The organism is Sinorhizobium sp. M4_45 (genome assembly GCF_002885915.1).
GTDB classification, from domain to species: Bacteria; Pseudomonadota; Alphaproteobacteria; order Rhizobiales; family Rhizobiaceae; genus Sinorhizobium; species Sinorhizobium meliloti_A.
On record NZ_NWVE01000013.1, the window covers coordinates 13,136 to 28,458 of the forward strand.

The following is a 15,323-nucleotide window of genomic DNA, read 5'->3' on the forward strand; positions in this document are numbered from 1 at the left end:
TGCCGTAGGTTACGGCGTTGAGGTTGATCTCGATGCGCTCGCGCTGCGACGACCTTCGGACAAACCCACGCAGTGTCCGCTGTGACGCAACCTTTGTCATGCCTTGACCCAAAAAACTACAACGCCAACTCGCGGCGCAATGCTTCGAGACGCTCCATGGCAACCACGCCGTCTGCGATCGTCGGGGCCGAAGTTTTATGTCCCGCTAACGCCGGGATAACGTCGGCGAGCAGCGAATGGTAACCCTTTGGGTCCTCGTTGGCGGCCGCAGTGAAGTTGGGTTTCCAGATTAACGTGTCGACGGCATCGTCAAGCGTGGCAGCGGGATCGTCGACCTTAAAGGGCGGGTTGCGGTTCCAGCGTACGTCGATGACGTTGTCAACCTCGATGCGCTGGTGATCGCCCATAATTTCGATGCGTTCGACGGGCGCGCCGCGCGATTGCGCGGTGCCCATGGCGATCGTGCCGATGGCGCCGCATTCGAAATCGAAGTTCACATGGAAGAGCACCTTGCCCCTGCCCTTCTCGACCTTGCGGGCCGTCAGCTTGGTGACCGGCGAGACGAGGAAGGAGACGAGGTCCATGTAATGCACACAGTGATGCAGGAAGAAGCCGGTATAGTCGACATTGCCTGCGAAATAGCCGGGCGCGGTCATGTAGTAGCCGGTAAGGCCGTAGATTTCGCCGAAATGACCAGAGCGCAGGATGTTTGCCGCGATCTTGTTGCCGGCTGAATAACGCTTCATGAAGCCGAGAAGCAGCGGCTTGCCCGACTTTTTCGAGGCCGCGAGCAGTTCGCGTGCCCCGGCGGCGCTACCGGACGGCGGCTTTTCCATGAAGACGGAAAGGCCCCGCTCCAGCGCCATCTTGCCGAACAGGAGATGCTGGTCCGGCCCGACCGCCATGCCGACGGCGTCGATGTCGGAGCGGCGTATGAGCTCCTCCGCATCACTCGTCAGGTTCGAGACGCCGAACTGCCGCCCGGCGGAGGTCAGACGATTGCCGTCGATATCGCAGAGCGCGCCGATCTGCACATCATGGCGAACGAGTTGCGGAAGCAGCATCTGAGTGGCGTGGACGCCGCAGCCAATCCAACCGATCTTGAGTGTCATCGACGATATTCCGTAAGCAGGATGTGGGACTTGATGAATGCGGCACTCGCGGCGAGACGTTCGCTCTCGTCCTCGTGCGGAGCACGCCACTGCGCAAAGGGAACACCGAAGCGGTCGTCGTTGCGACGGAAGGGCTCGAGCGAGATCGGGCCGCCATAACCGATATCATGGAGCGCGCGGAATACCTCGACCCAATCCGTCGCCCCGGTACCGGGAAAGCCGCGGTGGTTCTCGTTGGCCTGAAAATGCACGACGCGCTTTCCGCCGAGTCGGATCGCCTCGGCAATGGAGGCTTCCTCCATGTGCATGTGGAACGTGTCGAGCATGAGCTGGACGGCTGGATGATCGACAGCGTCGAGCAGTTCAATCGCCTGCTGCGTGGTGCAGAGCACGTCGCTTTCGAACCGGTTGAGCGGCTCGACCGCCAGTACGACGTTCAGTCTGGCAGCATGATCGCCCGCTTCCTTCAAACCCGCGACGCAGCGAGTCTTGCGGGAAAAGCGCTCCTCCTCGCTCACCGGCTGCGGCGGCCGACCGGCAAAGACGAGCGGGTTGCCCGTGAGCGGGCCGCCGACGATCGTGGCGCCGAGAGCTGCGGCGCAATCGGCCGCATATTTGAGGTAGTCGACGCCGGCGCGATGCGCGCCCGGATCATCCGACGAAAGATTGCGCTGCAGGTTGACGCGGGCGGCGAGAACGACCTGGAGCTCGGCAGCCTCGAGCGCATGGCGCGCCTCCTCCAGGTCGAGCTCGCCCGGTTCAGGCACAAGAAGCTCGACGAAATCGTAGCCGAGCCTTTTCATCTCGGAAAACAGCGGGAAATGCTCCGACGTAAACGGCCGCGCATATTGCATGGAGATCAACCCGACGGGGTTCATTGTCTGTCCTCTTTCACTCGGTTCAGCCCTTCACCGCGCCTTGGGTCAGCCCGCCGATCAGGCGGCGCTGCACGAGAAGGAAAAGGATGGTGGCCGGCATCGCGCCGACGACGGCGCCCGCCGCAAGCAGGCCCCATTCGATCTGGTATTCTCCGATCAGCGTCTGGATCGCCACCGTGACCGGACGGACGTTCCTGCCGCCGAGCGTCAGCGCGTAGAGATATTCATTCCAGGCCGTGATGAAGATGTAGATGCCGGTGGAAATAATGCCTGGTATCGTGAGTGGCAGCACGACCCGGAGCAATGCCGTCAGCCGCGAGCAGCCGTCGATCATCGCCGCCTCGTCAAGGCTTTTCGGGATCGCGCCGACATAACTTGTTAGCATCCAGACCGCGAAGGGAATGGCGACCGTTGCATTGGCGAGGATCAGGCCGAAATGGGTGTCGAGAATGCCAGCCTTCCGCATCAGCACGAAGAGCGGCAGGATCAGGAGCACGATCGGGAACATGTTGATGAGCAGGAACTGCAACATCAGAAGCTTGCGACCCGCAAAGCGGAAGCGCGAGAAGGCGTAGGCCGCCGTCACCGCGACGGCAAGGCCGAGCACCACTGTGCCGCAGGCTATGATCAGGCTGTCGAGCATGTTGTCGAGGAAGGAGGTCTGCTGGAGCAGGCGCACATAGTTGTCTAGGCTCCAGCCGGCGGGCGAGACGGAAACGCCGGTGGCGTTCAGCGCCTCCGTCGGCGTCAGCGAAGTCAGCACCATCCAGACGAAGGGCCCCATGGCGAAGAGCACGATCAAGAGTACCGGCAGGTCGGTGGTGAGGATACGGCGGAACGTGGAGGATCTGTTCATCGCTCAACCTCCCGCATGGTACGGGCAAGATAGACGGCGACGATCGCGCCGAGCAGGATCGTGAAAGTCACGGCGATCGTCGTGCCGTAGCCGAAATCGAGGTTCTGGCGGGCGCGGACGAAGGCGTAGAGCGGCAGGGTATGGGTTGCATAACCTGGGCCGCCGCCGGTCATGACGAAGATGACGTCCATGGAATTGGCGACCCAAATGACGCGAAGCAGTCCCGCCGTCGCCAGCACCGGGGCGATACCAGGCAGCGTGATATGCACGAACTGGCGCCATGGAGAGGCGCCGTCGATGGACGCGGCCTCATAGTGGCTCCGTGGAATTCCCTGGAGGCCGGCAAGGATCATGACGGCGAAGAAGGGAAAGCCCTGCCAGGTGAGCGTCGCTATGATCGCATAAAGCGCTAGATTCGGATCGGCAAGCCACGGCACGGCGGACTGCACGACAGAGAGATAGATGAGGATATCGTTTAAGACGCCCGTATTGGGATCGTAGATCCAGCGCCACATCAACGCGATCACCACGCTCGGCAGGGCCCACGGAATGATGATGAGGGCCCGCGCAAGCCCCCGCCAGGGGAATTCCCGGTTGAGCAGCAGCGCAGTCAACAGGCCGAGCCCCATTTGAAGCGGCACTGTCAGGCCGATCCAGATGGCGGTATTGCCGAGTGCAATCCAGAAGACGGGATCGGCGAAGAGCTTCACATAATTCCCGAACCCGACGAAACGGCTGGCGTTCGGCTTCCACAGGACAAGATCGTAGAGACTGGTGAAGACCGCCTGGGCCATTGGAAAGAAGACGATGAACAGCGTGACGACCACGGCCGGCGCCAGCAGCATGTATGGCATCAGCCGCACGCTCCAGGGCGTCGGAATGGCAGGCGTCGTCGGAGATGGAGCGGTTGTCGCGGTCATGCGGTCGTTCCCGGCAGTTGGCATTCGGAAGCCACCCGCCCTGAGGTTCGGGCGGGCGGATGGCAAGGGTGGAGCGTGCGCAGACTGCTCGCTCCGGGGGGGCTACTGCTGCGCGAATAGCGCCTCGAGCTGCTGCATCATCTGCTCGGAGGTGATCTGGCCGGTCAGCGCTTGCTGCATCGCCGTCTGCCAGGCCGTATTGACGAACTCCGACGTCGCCGTGTTCTGCGGCAGGACATGGGCGAACGGCAGTGACTGAACCGTCGCGTCCACGAATCGACGCTCATGCAGCGTCCAATTTTCAGCGCCGCTCTTCGTCACGGTCATCTGGCCGGTCGCCTTGTTGAAGGCCACGTTGTTGTCACCCTCGGCCAGGAAGGATATCCACTTCCATGCCGCATCCTTCACCTCCGACGAAGTGAAGATAGCCAAGGACTCATCGCCGTAGGACGTCCAGCGCCCACCGCCGCATTCCGGCACCGGCACGGCGGAAACCTTGTCGCCAAGCGCCTTGACCATGTCGTTGGAAGAGCCGATGTGATGGATCGTCATCGCCGTCGTGCCATTCTTGAAGGCACCGGTGATTTCCTGGAAGCCATCGTTGGGTGCCGATGGCGGAATGACCTTGTCCTTCTGGAAGAGATCGATCAGCCACTGGTTGGCGGCAATCGCCTCCGGCGTCGTTAGACCACCGGACTCGAGCTTGGCGCCCTGCGAGAGCACGAAGGCGCCCCACTGGTCCCATCCACCCTTTCCGCCGCGCAGGCCGAAGCCGTAGGTCTCAGGCGCCTTGGTGAGCTTTATTGCCGCGTCGCGCAACTCCTCGCAGGTCGCAGGCGGCTTTAGGCCCGCCTGTTCGAAAAGGTCGGCGCGATAATAGAGATAAAGCACGACGTACTGGATCGGTAGATAATACTGCTGGCCGTCCGGACCCTTGTTGAGTTCCAGCAGGTTGTCGAGCAGGTCCGCCTTGCCGGGCCAGGCATCGATGCGATCGCCGATCGGCTCCAGCGCTCCCATTTCGATGAGACGCGGCTGCGCAAACAGCTTCACCATGGCAGCATCTGGGGCATTGCCCCCGACAAGCGCGGTGTAGAGATTATCGTAATAGCTGTTCCAAGGAACGTTTTCCGCCTCGACCTCGATGCCCGGATTGGCGGCCTCGAACTCGGCGACGAGATCATCCATCGGATTTTCGGGGTTGTCGAAGTGATACCAGAAGCGGACAGTTTCCGCCGATGCAGTGCCTGCGAGAAGCGACGTTGCGAACGCAGCGCCGATTGCCAGTTTCTTCCAGTTTTTCATTGTCTCCTCCTCTGAAAACCCAAGTCAGTTGCCGGCAGCCATTCGTTTTGCCGCCACCCCCGCGGCCACCAGCGCCTCCCGCGCGGCAGCCAGATCGAGGGTATTCTGCAGAAAGCCGTGCGTAACACCCGGCACGACCGTCAGAGTATCGCTGCGCCCGAGGCTCTTGAGGCGGGCGTGCAGCAGGATGCTGTCGGAAAGCAGCGGATCTACACCTGCGGCCATCAGGTGAAGTGGCGGCAGGGCCTTCAGTGTTTCGTCCGAAGCGACGAGCGGACAGGCCAAGGGGTCGGCTGACATATCTCGGTGGCCAACATACCAGTGCCAATAGCGTTGCATCTTTGCGGTCGTCAGACCCGGTCCATTCTCGAAATCGCGGTAGGATTGCGTACGAAAATTGCCAGCATAGGTTCCATAGAAAAGCAGTGCGCCGGCCGCAGCGGTTTTTGCTGTGGCTTGCTCGTGAAGCATGGCGGCCAGCGCCAGGTTGGCACCCGCCGAGTCGCCCGCAAGGATGAGAGGGCCGTCAGCAACGCCGAAGGCGCCGGTGACGGCAAAGGCGGAGCGGAACGCTGCGACAACGTCCATCAGGCCCGCCGGATAAGGATATTCGGGCGACAGCCGATAGTCCGGCAGCAGCACTGGCAGACTGCACTCCAGCGCAAGGACCCGCGCACAGCGCTCATGGGTCTCGGGGCTGCAAAACGCGAAACCGCCGCCATGCACGAAGATGACCGCGCCCGGCCGATGATCTGGCGGCACGAGAACCTTCAGCCGCACGCGCGCAGAGCCAAGGATTTCATCCGCGTCGACCCAGGCGTCGCCCACAGCAGCCATCTCGGGGAGATCGCGGTTCCAGCGGCAATTGCTCTTTGCAGTCAGCGCCCTCCCCTGCGCAGGAGGCAGCGTCGTCGGATCCGGTTGCGGGCCGGTTTCTCGCTCGACGCGGTCAAGGAGCGCCGCCATTTCGGGGGACAGCCGGGACATGTGGGGAGCCGCGCTCATTGGCTCGCATCTGGGAAAACGTGGGGACCGAGGTCCACGATGGTCGCGATGTGGTGCCGAAGTGCTTCACTCGCCCTTTCCACGCACCCACTCTCCACCGCTTCAATGATCGAGCCGTGACGCTGCGCTGTTGCGACAAGATCGCGGGGACTGGTGCTGCGTGAAATCTTGAAGCGGTGATTGTGCACCAGACAGCGGTGCAAGATCGGGTCCAGCGCCGGGAGTTGAGCATCCTGAAAGATGCGACGATGGAAATCGCGGTCGAGAGAGGCGAGCTCAAGCTCGTCTCCAACGGTCGCCGCCTGCAGCATCTCAGCGCACAAAGCCTTTAGATCGGCAACAAGCGTACGGCTCTGCATCTGCAGCGCACGGAGAATGCCGCTGCACTCGATCTGCTGGCGCACGCGGAACATTTCCACCGCTTCGGCTTCAGTACATTCAGAAACCTGCGTGCCCCGATGTCCCTGCCGCCGCACAAGCCCCTCCTCCTGCAATTGCAGCAGCGCCTCGCGCACGGTTCCCTGGCTGCAGGAGAAATGGGCGGCAAGATCAAGCTCCGTCAGTGACGCGCCAGCAGGAAGCACTCCGAGCATGATGTCCCGCTTGAGCGCATTGAAGGCGGCTGCCGACTTCGCCGGTTTTGCGTCTCGCGAATGTGACTGGGCCGAAAAGTACTTCATGTGCGTCCGCGGAGTTGCCAACCATCTTGCCTGCTATTATTGATATTGATATCGATAATTGAGGTCAAGGGTAAAAGCTGACCTTTTGGAGGACCAAACCGTGACGGCAATCAGCTTGGCGCAGATCCGAAAATCATATGGCTCGCTACAGGTCATCCATGACATTGATATCGACATCGAAAGTGGTGAGTTCCTCGTTCTGGTAGGTCCTTCCGGCTGCGGCAAATCTACTCTACTGCGCATGATTGCGGGGCTTGAGGAGATTTCCGGAGGCAGGCTCGATATTGGAGGAAAGCTGGTGAACGCCCTGCCGCCATCCCAGCGAGACATCGCGATGGTGTTCCAGGATTATGCCCTCTACCCGCATATGAGCGTGCGCGAGAACATGGCATTCGGACTCAAGATGCGCGGGGCTGACGAAGCGATGATCAGGCAGCGCGTGGCGCACGCGGCCGAGATCCTTCAGATCCAACCATTTCTCGACCGTCGGCCTGCTCAGCTATCGGGAGGTCAGCGCCAGCGCGTCGCCATGGGCCGCGCCATCGTGAGGGAGCCTTCCGCTTTCCTTTTTGATGAACCTCTGTCGAACCTTGATGCATCGCTGCGGGTAGAAATGCGGCTGGAGATAGCGAAACTCCATAACCGCATGAAGGCGACCACAGTCTACGTCACGCACGACCAGGTCGAGGCGATGACGCTTGCGGACCGCATTGTGGTGCTGAATGCCGGGCGCGTCGAGCAGGTGGGTCCGCCTCTGGAGCTGTACCGCCGCCCAGCCAGCCTTTTTGTGGCCCGCTTCATTGGCAGCCCGACGATGAACACCATCACCGCGGAAGTCGTCGCCCATGGCGATGAGGTCGCAGTTCGGCTGAAGGGCCGCACAATCAAGCTTGGGAACGGGACCGCACGTGAACTGCGAGCCGCGACTGCAACCGTTGGAATCCGCCCCGAGGATCTTGTCGTCTGCGCTCCAGAAGAAGCATGGTTCGGCGGAAAACTTGCTGTGGCTGAGCGATTGGGCAGCCAGACTTATGGCTACCTGGAAACCGGCGACGCGCGTATGCTGACGGTAGAGTTTCCCCGCGAGAGTACCATCAGCGTCGGCGATCTGATCCACGTGCGCCCAAACCTAGACGCTCTTCATGTGTTCGATGGCTCTTCCCGTCGGCGGTTGAATTGACGAGCGCTGTAGAGGCGAGCCCGAATCCTATCGGGCTAAGAGAGCTCGCAGGATCTGCGCGACAAGTGTCCGACTGCGTCGCCTTGGCTCCGCAGAGCGTGCAGCAGTAGGGACTGCCATCGGCGATGCGGCTTGAACGGCGTCCAACCGAGAACGCTATTGAAACGTGCCGCATTCAATCGATCGCTGGTCGTCAGCGGTACCGCATCAGGTCCGATGATTGTCATTTCGTCGGTAACCTTTTCGGCTGTTGGCGGCTATCACAGCCGGAAGACGGCTCTCTTGACCCACGGGGCTCCACGCCCGTCCTCCTCAACCGTCGGGTAAAGATGTTGTTTCTCCGATTCTTGAAGAGTCTAGCTGATGCCATTGCCGGATCTGATGCAGGAGAATCCCGTCGAAAGAGCCGCCGATCGACACCCCGAGGGCAAAGCAGCCGATCAGCCGTGTTCCTTGTGCACGGGGCAATTTCGTCCCTCCATGATCACGACAAGCCGGTCGGCGACGGGCGGTTCAACCTGCCCGTCACCGATTTTCGACGGTGTCCTCGTGCTCGAGCGGCGCTTTGCTTCCGTTTCACATCTGCTCTGACTGCGCACCGCTGTTCGGCTTGGCCGGAGCGAGTGTGGGCTTCTGTCCCATCGCCATCGTCGGACCGGCTTTAAAGCTGCCTTTGCCGTCGATCGACTGGCCTTGGGACCATCGGCCTGCAATGGGATCGCTGCCATCCTGCTGGAAGCCTAGGAAAGCATAGCTGAACTCTTGTTGTTCCTGGTCTTGCGGGAAGCTGTTCGGGATCGGGAAGGCTCCCTGATGGCCGCCAAGCTCTTCAAGAGCCGCGAGCCACTGATTCTGATGCATCGTATCCCTCGCAATCAAGAAGGACAGCATGTCCTTCATGCCCGGATCGTTGGTCATGCCGTAGAGCCGAACGGCCAGCACGCGACCGGTCGCCTCCGCCGTCACATTGGCGGTCATGTCGGCGGCGATGTTGCCGCTGGCATAGATGTGGGACATGTCGAAGGGCACGCCATCCGAGTCGACCGGCATCGCCGCTAGACCTGAGGACAACAGATTTTTGAGGTTGATGCCGCCGAGGACAGCACCGCCAACCGGATCTCCCGCAACTTCCTCGCGAATGCTCAAGGGTGCACCCTCGAGGTTTAGGGCAACTGCCGTCGCCAGCATCTCGATATGTCCAAGCTCCTCCGCTGCGGTATTCATCAGGAGGTCGCGGAACTTGGTGTTGCCGCGCGCTCCGCAGGCTTGGAAGAAATACTGCATGGCAACACGAATCTCGCCTTCGACGCCGCCGATCGCCTGCTGCAGCGCCCGCGCGAACAAAGGGTTAGGCGTCTCGACCCGTACCGGATACTGGAGTTTGCCGTCCGTAAAAAACATTGCCGCCTCCTTGCGTGAAAAGCGCCTAACAAGACTGTTTGCGCCTTGTTCCCGCAGGAACCGGGGATAATCTCACAGAGGAGTAGCTAAGGGTCGGGTGATCAAGCCTGGCTGGTGTTGCTCGGGCTGCGACCGATGGACAGGCCGGCGCGCTTCGATGTCGAATCCGTGGCCCCATCTCAACACGTGCAGTTTCAGGTCGTAAATGGAGAGGGCCTGATTTGCGGTGGCCTCGGCGATGTTCGAGTGGGTGGCGCCAAGACGGCGCCACTGCTGACTACCCTAAATTTATGTTCCTCCACGACTATTGCCGTATCTTCATCGATGCCTATGCCGAGCACGCGCGGGTTTTGCGACACCGCTCAAGTCCTGGCGCCATCCCCAGATCACCCATCCGAAACGAGGCGGAGCCGCGTCTTTCGGCTCGTACGCTCACGCAATGCGCTCCCGTTATTGCCCAACTAGCTTCTGGGCGTGTTCGAGGTGCCGCTGAACGATCGGAGATGCCTTGGTGGCATGCGCTTTCAGCGGCTCGCTGTCGCCGCTCTGTGCGTAGCTTTGCATGAGCTTCAGCGCCTCCTGGTGCGCCACGAGTTGGGCCTCGAGGTAAGCCCTGTCGAACGTCTCGCCTTGCGCATTCTGAAGTTTCTGCAATTGTGCGGCGTGCTTGTCGATCATCTGGGTGGGAACAGTGACTTTGGTTTCGCCGGCGGCAACCTTCAGCTCTTGAATCGCCTTTGTATGGTCGGCGACCATCATCTAAGCGAACTGCTGAACGCTGGGCTGCTTGCTGTTCTTGGCTGCGAGCTGACCGGATTGCACCTCGAACATATCGGAACTCGCAGCCATGGTTACGAACTCCTCGGACGACATTTGTTGCGCGTAGGCGTATGACGCGCCGCCTATTAGTGCAGCGGCGATGGCGATGTTGAGCACTCGCATGGTTTCCTCCGGGGCTTGGGCTGCAAAAAAAGCTCCCACCTTAAAAGAGGTATGATGTTCCCGCATGCCGCACTGTTTGATGCCGAAGCTGCGTCCGCAGGCGTACTCGACTGGGTCCTCGGATGCCGACATGTGCCGGTCAGCCGCTTTTCCGAGCGCCCTTAAGTCTCAGTGCCGCCAACGCACAGAAGTACTCTTAGTCAAAGCCGGAGTGTGACCGCGACGAGCTTCCGCAAACGGCATGGACGCCTCTATGCAGGCGTCGATGAAGGATCGTCTTGCGACCTCGGCCGTCTGAAGGCTCGACAGCGCCGCACGGCAATCTCTGACGGCACGGTGGAAACGCCTTCCATGATTCGGCCATTCGTGTTCGAGGAAGTCCAGAGCGTCGTAAGGGCCGCAGAACCGTCGTTCTATGCCATTCTGGAGTTTCACCGAGAGGGGTACGCGCCAGGGGATCTCCTTCATTGGAACCTCCCAAAATATCTCGCTACCCAACCGGCGAAGAAGTATGTCGGTTCCGCCATCAAGGGGCATTCCGACGAGCTGAGCGCCTCCTGGCGAGACGATCAACGGTCTTGTTTCGCCCATGCGGGAACATCTTCCTCTTTGCTCCGTTTTGAGGCACCCATCCTGGAATCCGCAACGAGGAGGCTACTATGATGACTCCCAAGGAATTGGAAGAGCGTATTCGTGTGCGCGCCCATGAGATCTGGGAGCGCGGAGGCCGGACTTATGGAGATCACGAAGGCCATTGGCACCGGGCTACGCAGGAAATCGCGGAGGAGGAGCAGGCCGAGCTTCCAAAGCGCAACCGCCGGAAAGCAGGGTCGCCGCACTAGGCAAAGGTGGGCGCATCAAATCCAGACGGGTAGCTATTGGCCCGAGCGAACTAGGTGCTTCGAAAGAACTCGGGCCGCGATCCCCGTGCGAGCGTCAATGCGCACGAGAACACAGACAGGCAGGCTTCACCAAAGCTACTCCCGTTATCGTCAGTGGCAGCATCAGGGCTTCCGGTACTCACCGCCTTTTCGTTCGGCGGCGGGTCTCTCCACGTATTTCCCTCCCTTAGGCACGGCCACACGGTCGAAATTTGATGCGAGCCGATGGAGTGCGTCACGCATCTGGGCGCCCTGCATGGCAGGGCCGTGACCGGTGATCACTCTGTCGGGCTCAAGCGAGGCGAGCAGTTCGACCGAGCTGCGGGCATGGTTCCAATTTGTCGTGTAGTACATCGGGGGGCCGTGCATCTCCGGCTCCTGCACCGCCACGGCATAGACGGACTCCTGCCGTGTCGTTATGAAGGCATCGCCCGCGATAATCGTCCGATCTGCCTCCCTCCAGAGCGATATGTGACCAGGGGTGTGCCCGGGCGTGTGAAGCCAGCGCCAGCCAGGCATCTGCGGGACGCTGCCATCCTCCGGCAAGGTTTGAAGCCAAGGGCTTACGTCCACGGGGCCGCGTGGATAAAGCGGCGACAGCAGCGACATAAGGCCACCGCCGACCGAGGAGTCCGGCGGAGGATAGGCGGCGCTGCCGTCGAGATAGGGTCGCTCAAGCCCGTGCGCATAAACGGGAGCCTGCCACCGTTCGGAAAGCTCCTCGAGAGCGCCGACGTGGTCGAAATGTCCATGGGTCATCACGATTGCCGCTGGTCGTGATTTTGGCCCGAAACGTTCCTCGGCGGCCCCTGTAATCAGGCCGGTCGTTCCGATCACGCCGGCGTCGATCAGAACCCACTCGCGATCGTCGGCGCCCGGTTTTCCGAAGAACACGACATTGACAATGCCGAGACGCCGGTAGGCGAGGTCGGAGCACAGCTCCTGTGTGCCGTCGTCCCGTGCCGCACTGCTCTGCGGGTTGTGGGCGCGACCATGTGGATCGAGCGTTATCTGCTGCGCCATGTTCCTGCCTCCTTCCGCTATCTGGAGAGGTGTCGAACCATCGCTGATGAGATTGGTTCCGAAGGTATCGGAAAGGTGGGGGTCGCTCACGCCTTGCCATCTCTCAGCAAGTGGAGCTGTCGCGTTGAATTGCCGCTTGCCGCACCGCCAGAGACAACCCGAAAGTTGCCGCTCGTGGATGCCGATGGAATTTTGGTGCTGCCCGATGCAGTGATCGCTTACCAGTTTATGTCCGAGGGCCGCCACTCTTCGTGTCGGGAAGCCAGCAGCAGGCTAAACTAAGCGCGCAACTTGAACTCCGCGGCGAACTCCGCGCCGTCGGGATGGAGCGTCAACTCGCCCGTGCCATCCAGGGAATGGCTGAACACTCCCTCCAGAACACGCAAGCCCTAACCCTTGCGAGCGGGGGCGGTATTTATCCCAGCGCAACTTTCTCGCCAGCGGAAGGAGACATGCGTTACGTCGGCCTCACCTGCACGCGCTGTCCACGCGACGTTCACCCGCCCTTCGGGCGAGGCCCAGGCGCCATGCTTTACGGCATTGGTGGTGAGTTCATGGATGGCCATGGCGAATCCTTGCGCGGCCTCGCGCGACATGACGACGTCCGGCCCTTCCAGGTGGAAGTTTTCTCCTTCACGTCCGCCTTGGGCCTCCAACTCCAAGCACAGAACGTCCGCTATGAGGACGTCGTGCGCAGGTGCGCGCATCAGCAGGTCCTGGGTCCTGGAGAGGGCGCCCAGGCGCGTTGCAAAGCTGTCGCGAAACTCATCAAGCGATTGGCTCTCATAGAGGCTGCGATTTGCCAGGGCGTTCACGCTCGACAGGACGTTCTTCACTCGGTGATGCAGCTCGCCCATCAACGTCTGTTGCTGCGCCTCCATTCGACGTTGTTCGGTGACGTCGCGTATCGCCAGCAGGATCAGGTCGAGATGATCGAGACGGCGGCCATTGAGGAGCATGATGCGCCGTCCGATCGTTTCGAAGTCGTGCTCTACCTCGACATCATCGAAGGCATTGTTGTCGGGAAGAACGTCCTCCAGGAGCTCCCTCAGTTTCGGAATGTCCCATTGCCGGTTTCCAAGTTCGTACACCAGCCGGCCTTCGGTGCGGGCCGGGGAGACTTGAAACAGATCGTAGAAGGTTTGGTTCGCCCTGACGACTCTCAGATCCCAGCCGAGCACCAGCAGCCCTTCACGAACGCTGTCGATCAGCTTTTCCAAGAACTCCCGATGTCCTTCGAGTTCGAAACGGGCTTGCTCGGCTTCCGTTCGATCGGAGATTGTGAGCAGAATCAGTTCCGGCCGCCCATCATCGTCGGTTATTCTTCGGGCGTTCAGGACCATGACCCGCCTCCCAAATCGGGAAACTTGTGCTCGATCCGGTAGGCTTTCACCGTCGTGCGCGTGGGCAGGACCTGTTCCAGAAGCCGACGCAGCTCGGGAATGTCCCATTGCCCATTACCCAGCCCGTATATCGGTTGGCCGCGTGTCTCCTCGGCCGTAACCCCGAACGTTTCGCAGTACGCGGAGTTGACGTCCGCGATGGTGAGATTGGAAGTGAGGATCAGCAGCGGCTGGTCAAGCGTCTCGACGATCGCTTCGGCAAGTCCTGCCAAGCCGAAGCGCTGCCTTGCGTCCTCCGCATTCCCGATGACGTTCCCCTCGATCATGCTTTATAATGTGGCACCAATTCTGCGAGAGTCTAGCCAATTGTGGGAAGATCAGGGTCCGGCGGAATGCCTCGCGGCGGACCGTTAAGCGTTGCTCTCGCCGCTGATCAAAACAGTCGTGCGACTGCTTCCGGCCGCGAAGCTGCCTATCGGGTGCAGCGCGCTGCACTTCCGCTGCCCACTCAAAGCGAGAGTCTTTGCCGGGTCCTAAGCGCCAGTTTTTCACCACTAGTTGGCTCCGAGCCGCAGCGGACACATGCAGCTCTCGATCTTATTCCAATAGAAAAAGGACCTCCCCTCGCGAGGCTTGCGGTCCGAGCATTCATCTTCACAGTCGGGGTATTACAAACGTTGTGCATGGCGCGGGTAAGGAGAACCGGTAGCGCAGGAGTAATTGGCTAATCAAGGGACCCTAGCGTGCTGCCGACGTGGTCGGATTTCGAAGGGCGGTGACTCCGTTGGACCATGGATAGCCCAGCGGGCGGCTACTTCTTGAAACGAACACCCACGCCGCCGCCATTTTCGGCAATGAACTCAATACCGGCGCTTTCAAGAGCAATTCGGATCAGCCTTAGATTCGCCGGCGTAATTGTTGGTGGCCCATCTTCCGCCTCCGCCCGTCGTATCGTCGAGAGACCTACACTAGCTGTATTTGCTAGCTCTTCAGCGGTCCATCGAACCAACGCCCTGGCCGCGCGAATTTGAGCTCCCGTTATTTCATTCATAAATTTCGGTATTCCCGGTTGAACTTTTTTCGTTCATGTGGCACTTAAAGTTCCAACGCGGCCGTGCTCGGTGCTCGCAACACCGAACACAGCCTGACCACAACCAAGCTTACGGGAGCTCGGATCATGGCTGATTCCGACAATAGCAGAACTTTGTCCACGGTCACCCTGGGAGATTTTCATTCCTTCGTGGCGGCGTCTTTACCCACACATCAAGAGCTTACTCGGACAAAACGGCGGCCTCCGGAAACGTGCAACGACGATCCCGCGCTAGCGGTTTGGCAACAATGGTGCAACGCTTGGCAGCATTTGAGCGAATCGAGTTTGCGCCAGCAGCAGCTCGAAAGAGCGCTCTTTTCGGCGGTTTTGCCGCCACCGCTTGAGCAAGCCGCAGGTTCGCGAGCCTACGACGAGGCCCTCGAAGCTGAAGATCGTGCATCCGTCGCGGAGGACGAGGCGGCGGAAGCCCTGTGGAGGACACCGGCGCAATCAATTGCGGGCGCAACGGCCAAGCTCCACGCAGTTGTTACAAAGTGGCAACCCTCCCCCACAAGCCAAGAAGATCCCTGGCCGCAAATCCGCTCCGTCATTGCCGACCTCCTGAAGATCGATATCGCCTCTGTTGCGAGCGGACGCAATCGCGTGTCGGCGCCCAAATTCCAACCCGAGTCTCCGGGGATGGTCCAACCACACGCGTGATCCCGGGCTTACGGGCGAGCTAACAAGACATTCGCTCCGCGTTCTTT

The 15,323-nt window shown here is 60.6% G+C and carries 17 protein-coding genes and 1 pseudogene; 3 read left to right on the forward strand and 15 right to left on the reverse strand.

Features of this window, described 5'->3' with window-relative positions; genetic code table 11:
* Positions 1-116 precede the first annotated feature (116 nt).
* The 7 genes from CN933_RS27595 to CN933_RS27625 all read right to left on the reverse strand — a co-directional run bounded on the left by CN933_RS27595 (position 117) and on the right by CN933_RS27625 (position 6,669).
* A complete protein-coding gene (locus CN933_RS27595) occupies positions 117-1,112 on the reverse strand; it encodes a Gfo/Idh/MocA family protein (protein ID WP_102762939.1) in 996 nt (331 codons plus the stop codon).
* Positions 1,109-1,990 (reverse strand): sugar phosphate isomerase/epimerase family protein, encoded by an 882-nt coding sequence (locus tag CN933_RS27600; protein ID WP_102762940.1) that lies wholly within the window; start codon positions 1,988-1,990, stop codon positions 1,109-1,111. Before CN933_RS27600 ends, CN933_RS27595 begins: the two co-directional genes overlap by 4 nt.
* Before the next feature lie 22 nt (positions 1,991-2,012).
* Positions 2,013-2,846, reverse strand: coding sequence for a carbohydrate ABC transporter permease (locus CN933_RS27605; RefSeq protein ID WP_102762941.1), 834 nt, complete (start codon positions 2,844-2,846; stop codon positions 2,013-2,015).
* Complete coding sequence (locus CN933_RS27610) at positions 2,843-3,766, reverse strand: carbohydrate ABC transporter permease (protein WP_102762942.1); 924 nt, start codon at positions 3,764-3,766, stop codon at positions 2,843-2,845. Before CN933_RS27610 ends, CN933_RS27605 begins: the two co-directional genes overlap by 4 nt.
* Before the next feature lie 102 nt (positions 3,767-3,868).
* Entirely contained in the window at positions 3,869-5,071 is a 1,203-nt protein-coding gene (locus CN933_RS27615; protein WP_102762943.1) for an extracellular solute-binding protein, read from the reverse strand.
* Between the two features lie 24 nt (positions 5,072-5,095).
* Positions 5,096-6,076 carry an alpha/beta hydrolase gene (locus CN933_RS27620; protein ID WP_102762944.1) on the reverse strand — a complete coding sequence of 327 codons (981 nt, stop codon included), beginning with the start codon at positions 6,074-6,076 and terminating at the stop codon, positions 5,096-5,098.
* A complete protein-coding gene (locus CN933_RS27625) occupies positions 6,073-6,669 on the reverse strand; it encodes a GntR family transcriptional regulator (protein ID WP_245425188.1) in 597 nt (198 codons plus the stop codon). Before CN933_RS27625 ends, CN933_RS27620 begins: the two co-directional genes overlap by 4 nt.
* Positions 6,670-6,856: 187 nt before the next feature.
* Between CN933_RS27625 and CN933_RS27630 the strand changes: the two genes are divergently transcribed.
* Positions 6,857-7,936: an ABC transporter ATP-binding protein gene (locus tag CN933_RS27630; protein ID WP_102762946.1), complete on the forward strand. Its 1,080-nt coding sequence runs from the start codon at positions 6,857-6,859 to the stop codon at positions 7,934-7,936.
* Positions 7,937-8,248: 312 nt separating this feature from the next.
* Here the strand turns inward: CN933_RS27630 and CN933_RS32300 are convergent, their stop codons facing one another.
* From CN933_RS32300 to CN933_RS27660, 4 genes and pseudogenes are all read right to left on the reverse strand, one after another.
* Complete coding sequence (locus CN933_RS32300) at positions 8,249-8,356, reverse strand: DUF2243 domain-containing protein (protein ID WP_280951628.1); 108 nt, start codon at positions 8,354-8,356, stop codon at positions 8,249-8,251.
* 156 nt (positions 8,357-8,512) lie between these two features.
* Positions 8,513-9,337: a manganese catalase family protein gene (locus CN933_RS27645; RefSeq protein WP_102762948.1), complete on the reverse strand. Its 825-nt coding sequence runs from the start codon at positions 9,335-9,337 to the stop codon at positions 8,513-8,515.
* A 450-nt stretch (positions 9,338-9,787) separates the two neighbouring features.
* A pseudogene (locus CN933_RS27655) lies at positions 9,788-10,411 on the reverse strand (DUF4142 domain-containing protein).
* 36 nt (positions 10,412-10,447) lie between these two features.
* Complete coding sequence (locus CN933_RS27660) at positions 10,448-10,870, reverse strand: DUF982 domain-containing protein (RefSeq protein ID WP_348627625.1); 423 nt, start codon at positions 10,868-10,870, stop codon at positions 10,448-10,450.
* 68 nt (positions 10,871-10,938) lie between these two features.
* Between CN933_RS27660 and CN933_RS27665 the strand changes: the two genes are divergently transcribed.
* Positions 10,939-11,121 (forward strand): DUF2934 domain-containing protein, encoded by a 183-nt coding sequence (locus tag CN933_RS27665; protein ID WP_102762949.1) that lies wholly within the window; start codon positions 10,939-10,941, stop codon positions 11,119-11,121.
* A 162-nt stretch (positions 11,122-11,283) separates the two neighbouring features.
* Here CN933_RS27665 and CN933_RS27670 read toward each other — a convergent pair whose 3' ends face one another.
* The 4 genes from CN933_RS27670 to CN933_RS27680 form a co-directional block, all read right to left on the reverse strand.
* Positions 11,284-12,183: an MBL fold metallo-hydrolase gene (locus tag CN933_RS27670; protein ID WP_102763053.1), complete on the reverse strand. Its 900-nt coding sequence runs from the start codon at positions 12,181-12,183 to the stop codon at positions 11,284-11,286.
* A gap of 389 nt (positions 12,184-12,572) precedes the next feature.
* The gene (locus CN933_RS27675; protein WP_180980828.1) at positions 12,573-13,526 is read right to left on the reverse strand and encodes a sensor histidine kinase; all 954 of its coding nucleotides are present in this window, start codon (positions 13,524-13,526) and stop codon (positions 12,573-12,575) included.
* Positions 13,517-13,852, reverse strand: a complete 336-nt coding sequence (locus CN933_RS31650; protein ID WP_180980829.1) for a PAS domain-containing protein — start codon at positions 13,850-13,852, stop codon at positions 13,517-13,519. Before CN933_RS31650 ends, CN933_RS27675 begins: the two co-directional genes overlap by 10 nt.
* 485 nt (positions 13,853-14,337) lie before the next feature.
* Positions 14,338-14,577, reverse strand: a complete 240-nt coding sequence (locus CN933_RS27680; protein ID WP_100673662.1) for a transcriptional regulator — start codon at positions 14,575-14,577, stop codon at positions 14,338-14,340.
* 126 nt (positions 14,578-14,703) lie between these two features.
* On the opposite strand from CN933_RS27680, the gene CN933_RS27685 reads away from it, so the two are divergent.
* On the forward strand, positions 14,704-15,276 hold the full coding sequence (locus CN933_RS27685; protein ID WP_102762950.1) for a hypothetical protein: 573 nt from the start codon (positions 14,704-14,706) through the stop codon (positions 15,274-15,276).
* Positions 15,277-15,323 lie beyond the last annotated feature (47 nt).

Excerpts from the sequence above, each read along its gene's own strand:
- CN933_RS27595 (WP_102762939.1), bottom strand. The coding sequence starts at position 1,112 with ATGACACTCAAGATCGGTTGGATTGGCTGCGGCGTCCACGCCACTCAG.
- CN933_RS27600 (WP_102762940.1), bottom strand. The coding sequence starts at position 1,990 with ATGAACCCCGTCGGGTTGATCTCCATGCAATATGCGCGGCCGTTTACG.
- CN933_RS27605 (WP_102762941.1), bottom strand. The coding sequence starts at position 2,846 with ATGAACAGATCCTCCACGTTCCGCCGTATCCTCACCACCGACCTGCCG.
- CN933_RS27610 (WP_102762942.1), bottom strand. The coding sequence starts at position 3,766 with ATGACCGCGACAACCGCTCCATCTCCGACGACGCCTGCCATTCCGACG.
- CN933_RS27615 (WP_102762943.1), bottom strand. The coding sequence starts at position 5,071 with ATGAAAAACTGGAAGAAACTGGCAATCGGCGCTGCGTTCGCAACGTCG.
- CN933_RS27620 (WP_102762944.1), bottom strand. The coding sequence starts at position 6,076 with ATGAGCGCGGCTCCCCACATGTCCCGGCTGTCCCCCGAAATGGCGGCG.
- CN933_RS27625 (WP_245425188.1), bottom strand. The coding sequence starts at position 6,669 with ATGCTCGGAGTGCTTCCTGCTGGCGCGTCACTGACGGAGCTTGATCTT.
- CN933_RS27645 (WP_102762948.1), bottom strand. The coding sequence starts at position 9,337 with ATGTTTTTTACGGACGGCAAACTCCAGTATCCGGTACGGGTCGAGACG.
- CN933_RS27660 (WP_348627625.1), bottom strand. The coding sequence starts at position 10,870 with ATGGGCGAAACAAGACCGTTGATCGTCTCGCCAGGAGGCGCTCAGCTC.
- CN933_RS27665 (WP_102762949.1), top strand. The coding sequence starts at position 10,939 with ATGATGACTCCCAAGGAATTGGAAGAGCGTATTCGTGTGCGCGCCCAT.
- CN933_RS27670 (WP_102763053.1), bottom strand. The coding sequence starts at position 12,183 with ATGGCGCAGCAGATAACGCTCGATCCACATGGTCGCGCCCACAACCCG.
- CN933_RS27675 (WP_180980828.1), bottom strand. The coding sequence starts at position 13,526 with ATGGTCCTGAACGCCCGAAGAATAACCGACGATGATGGGCGGCCGGAA.
- CN933_RS31650 (WP_180980829.1), bottom strand. The coding sequence starts at position 13,852 with ATGATCGAGGGGAACGTCATCGGGAATGCGGAGGACGCAAGGCAGCGC.
- CN933_RS27680 (WP_100673662.1), bottom strand. The coding sequence starts at position 14,577 with ATGAATGAAATAACGGGAGCTCAAATTCGCGCGGCCAGGGCGTTGGTT.
- CN933_RS27685 (WP_102762950.1), top strand. The coding sequence starts at position 14,704 with ATGGCTGATTCCGACAATAGCAGAACTTTGTCCACGGTCACCCTGGGA.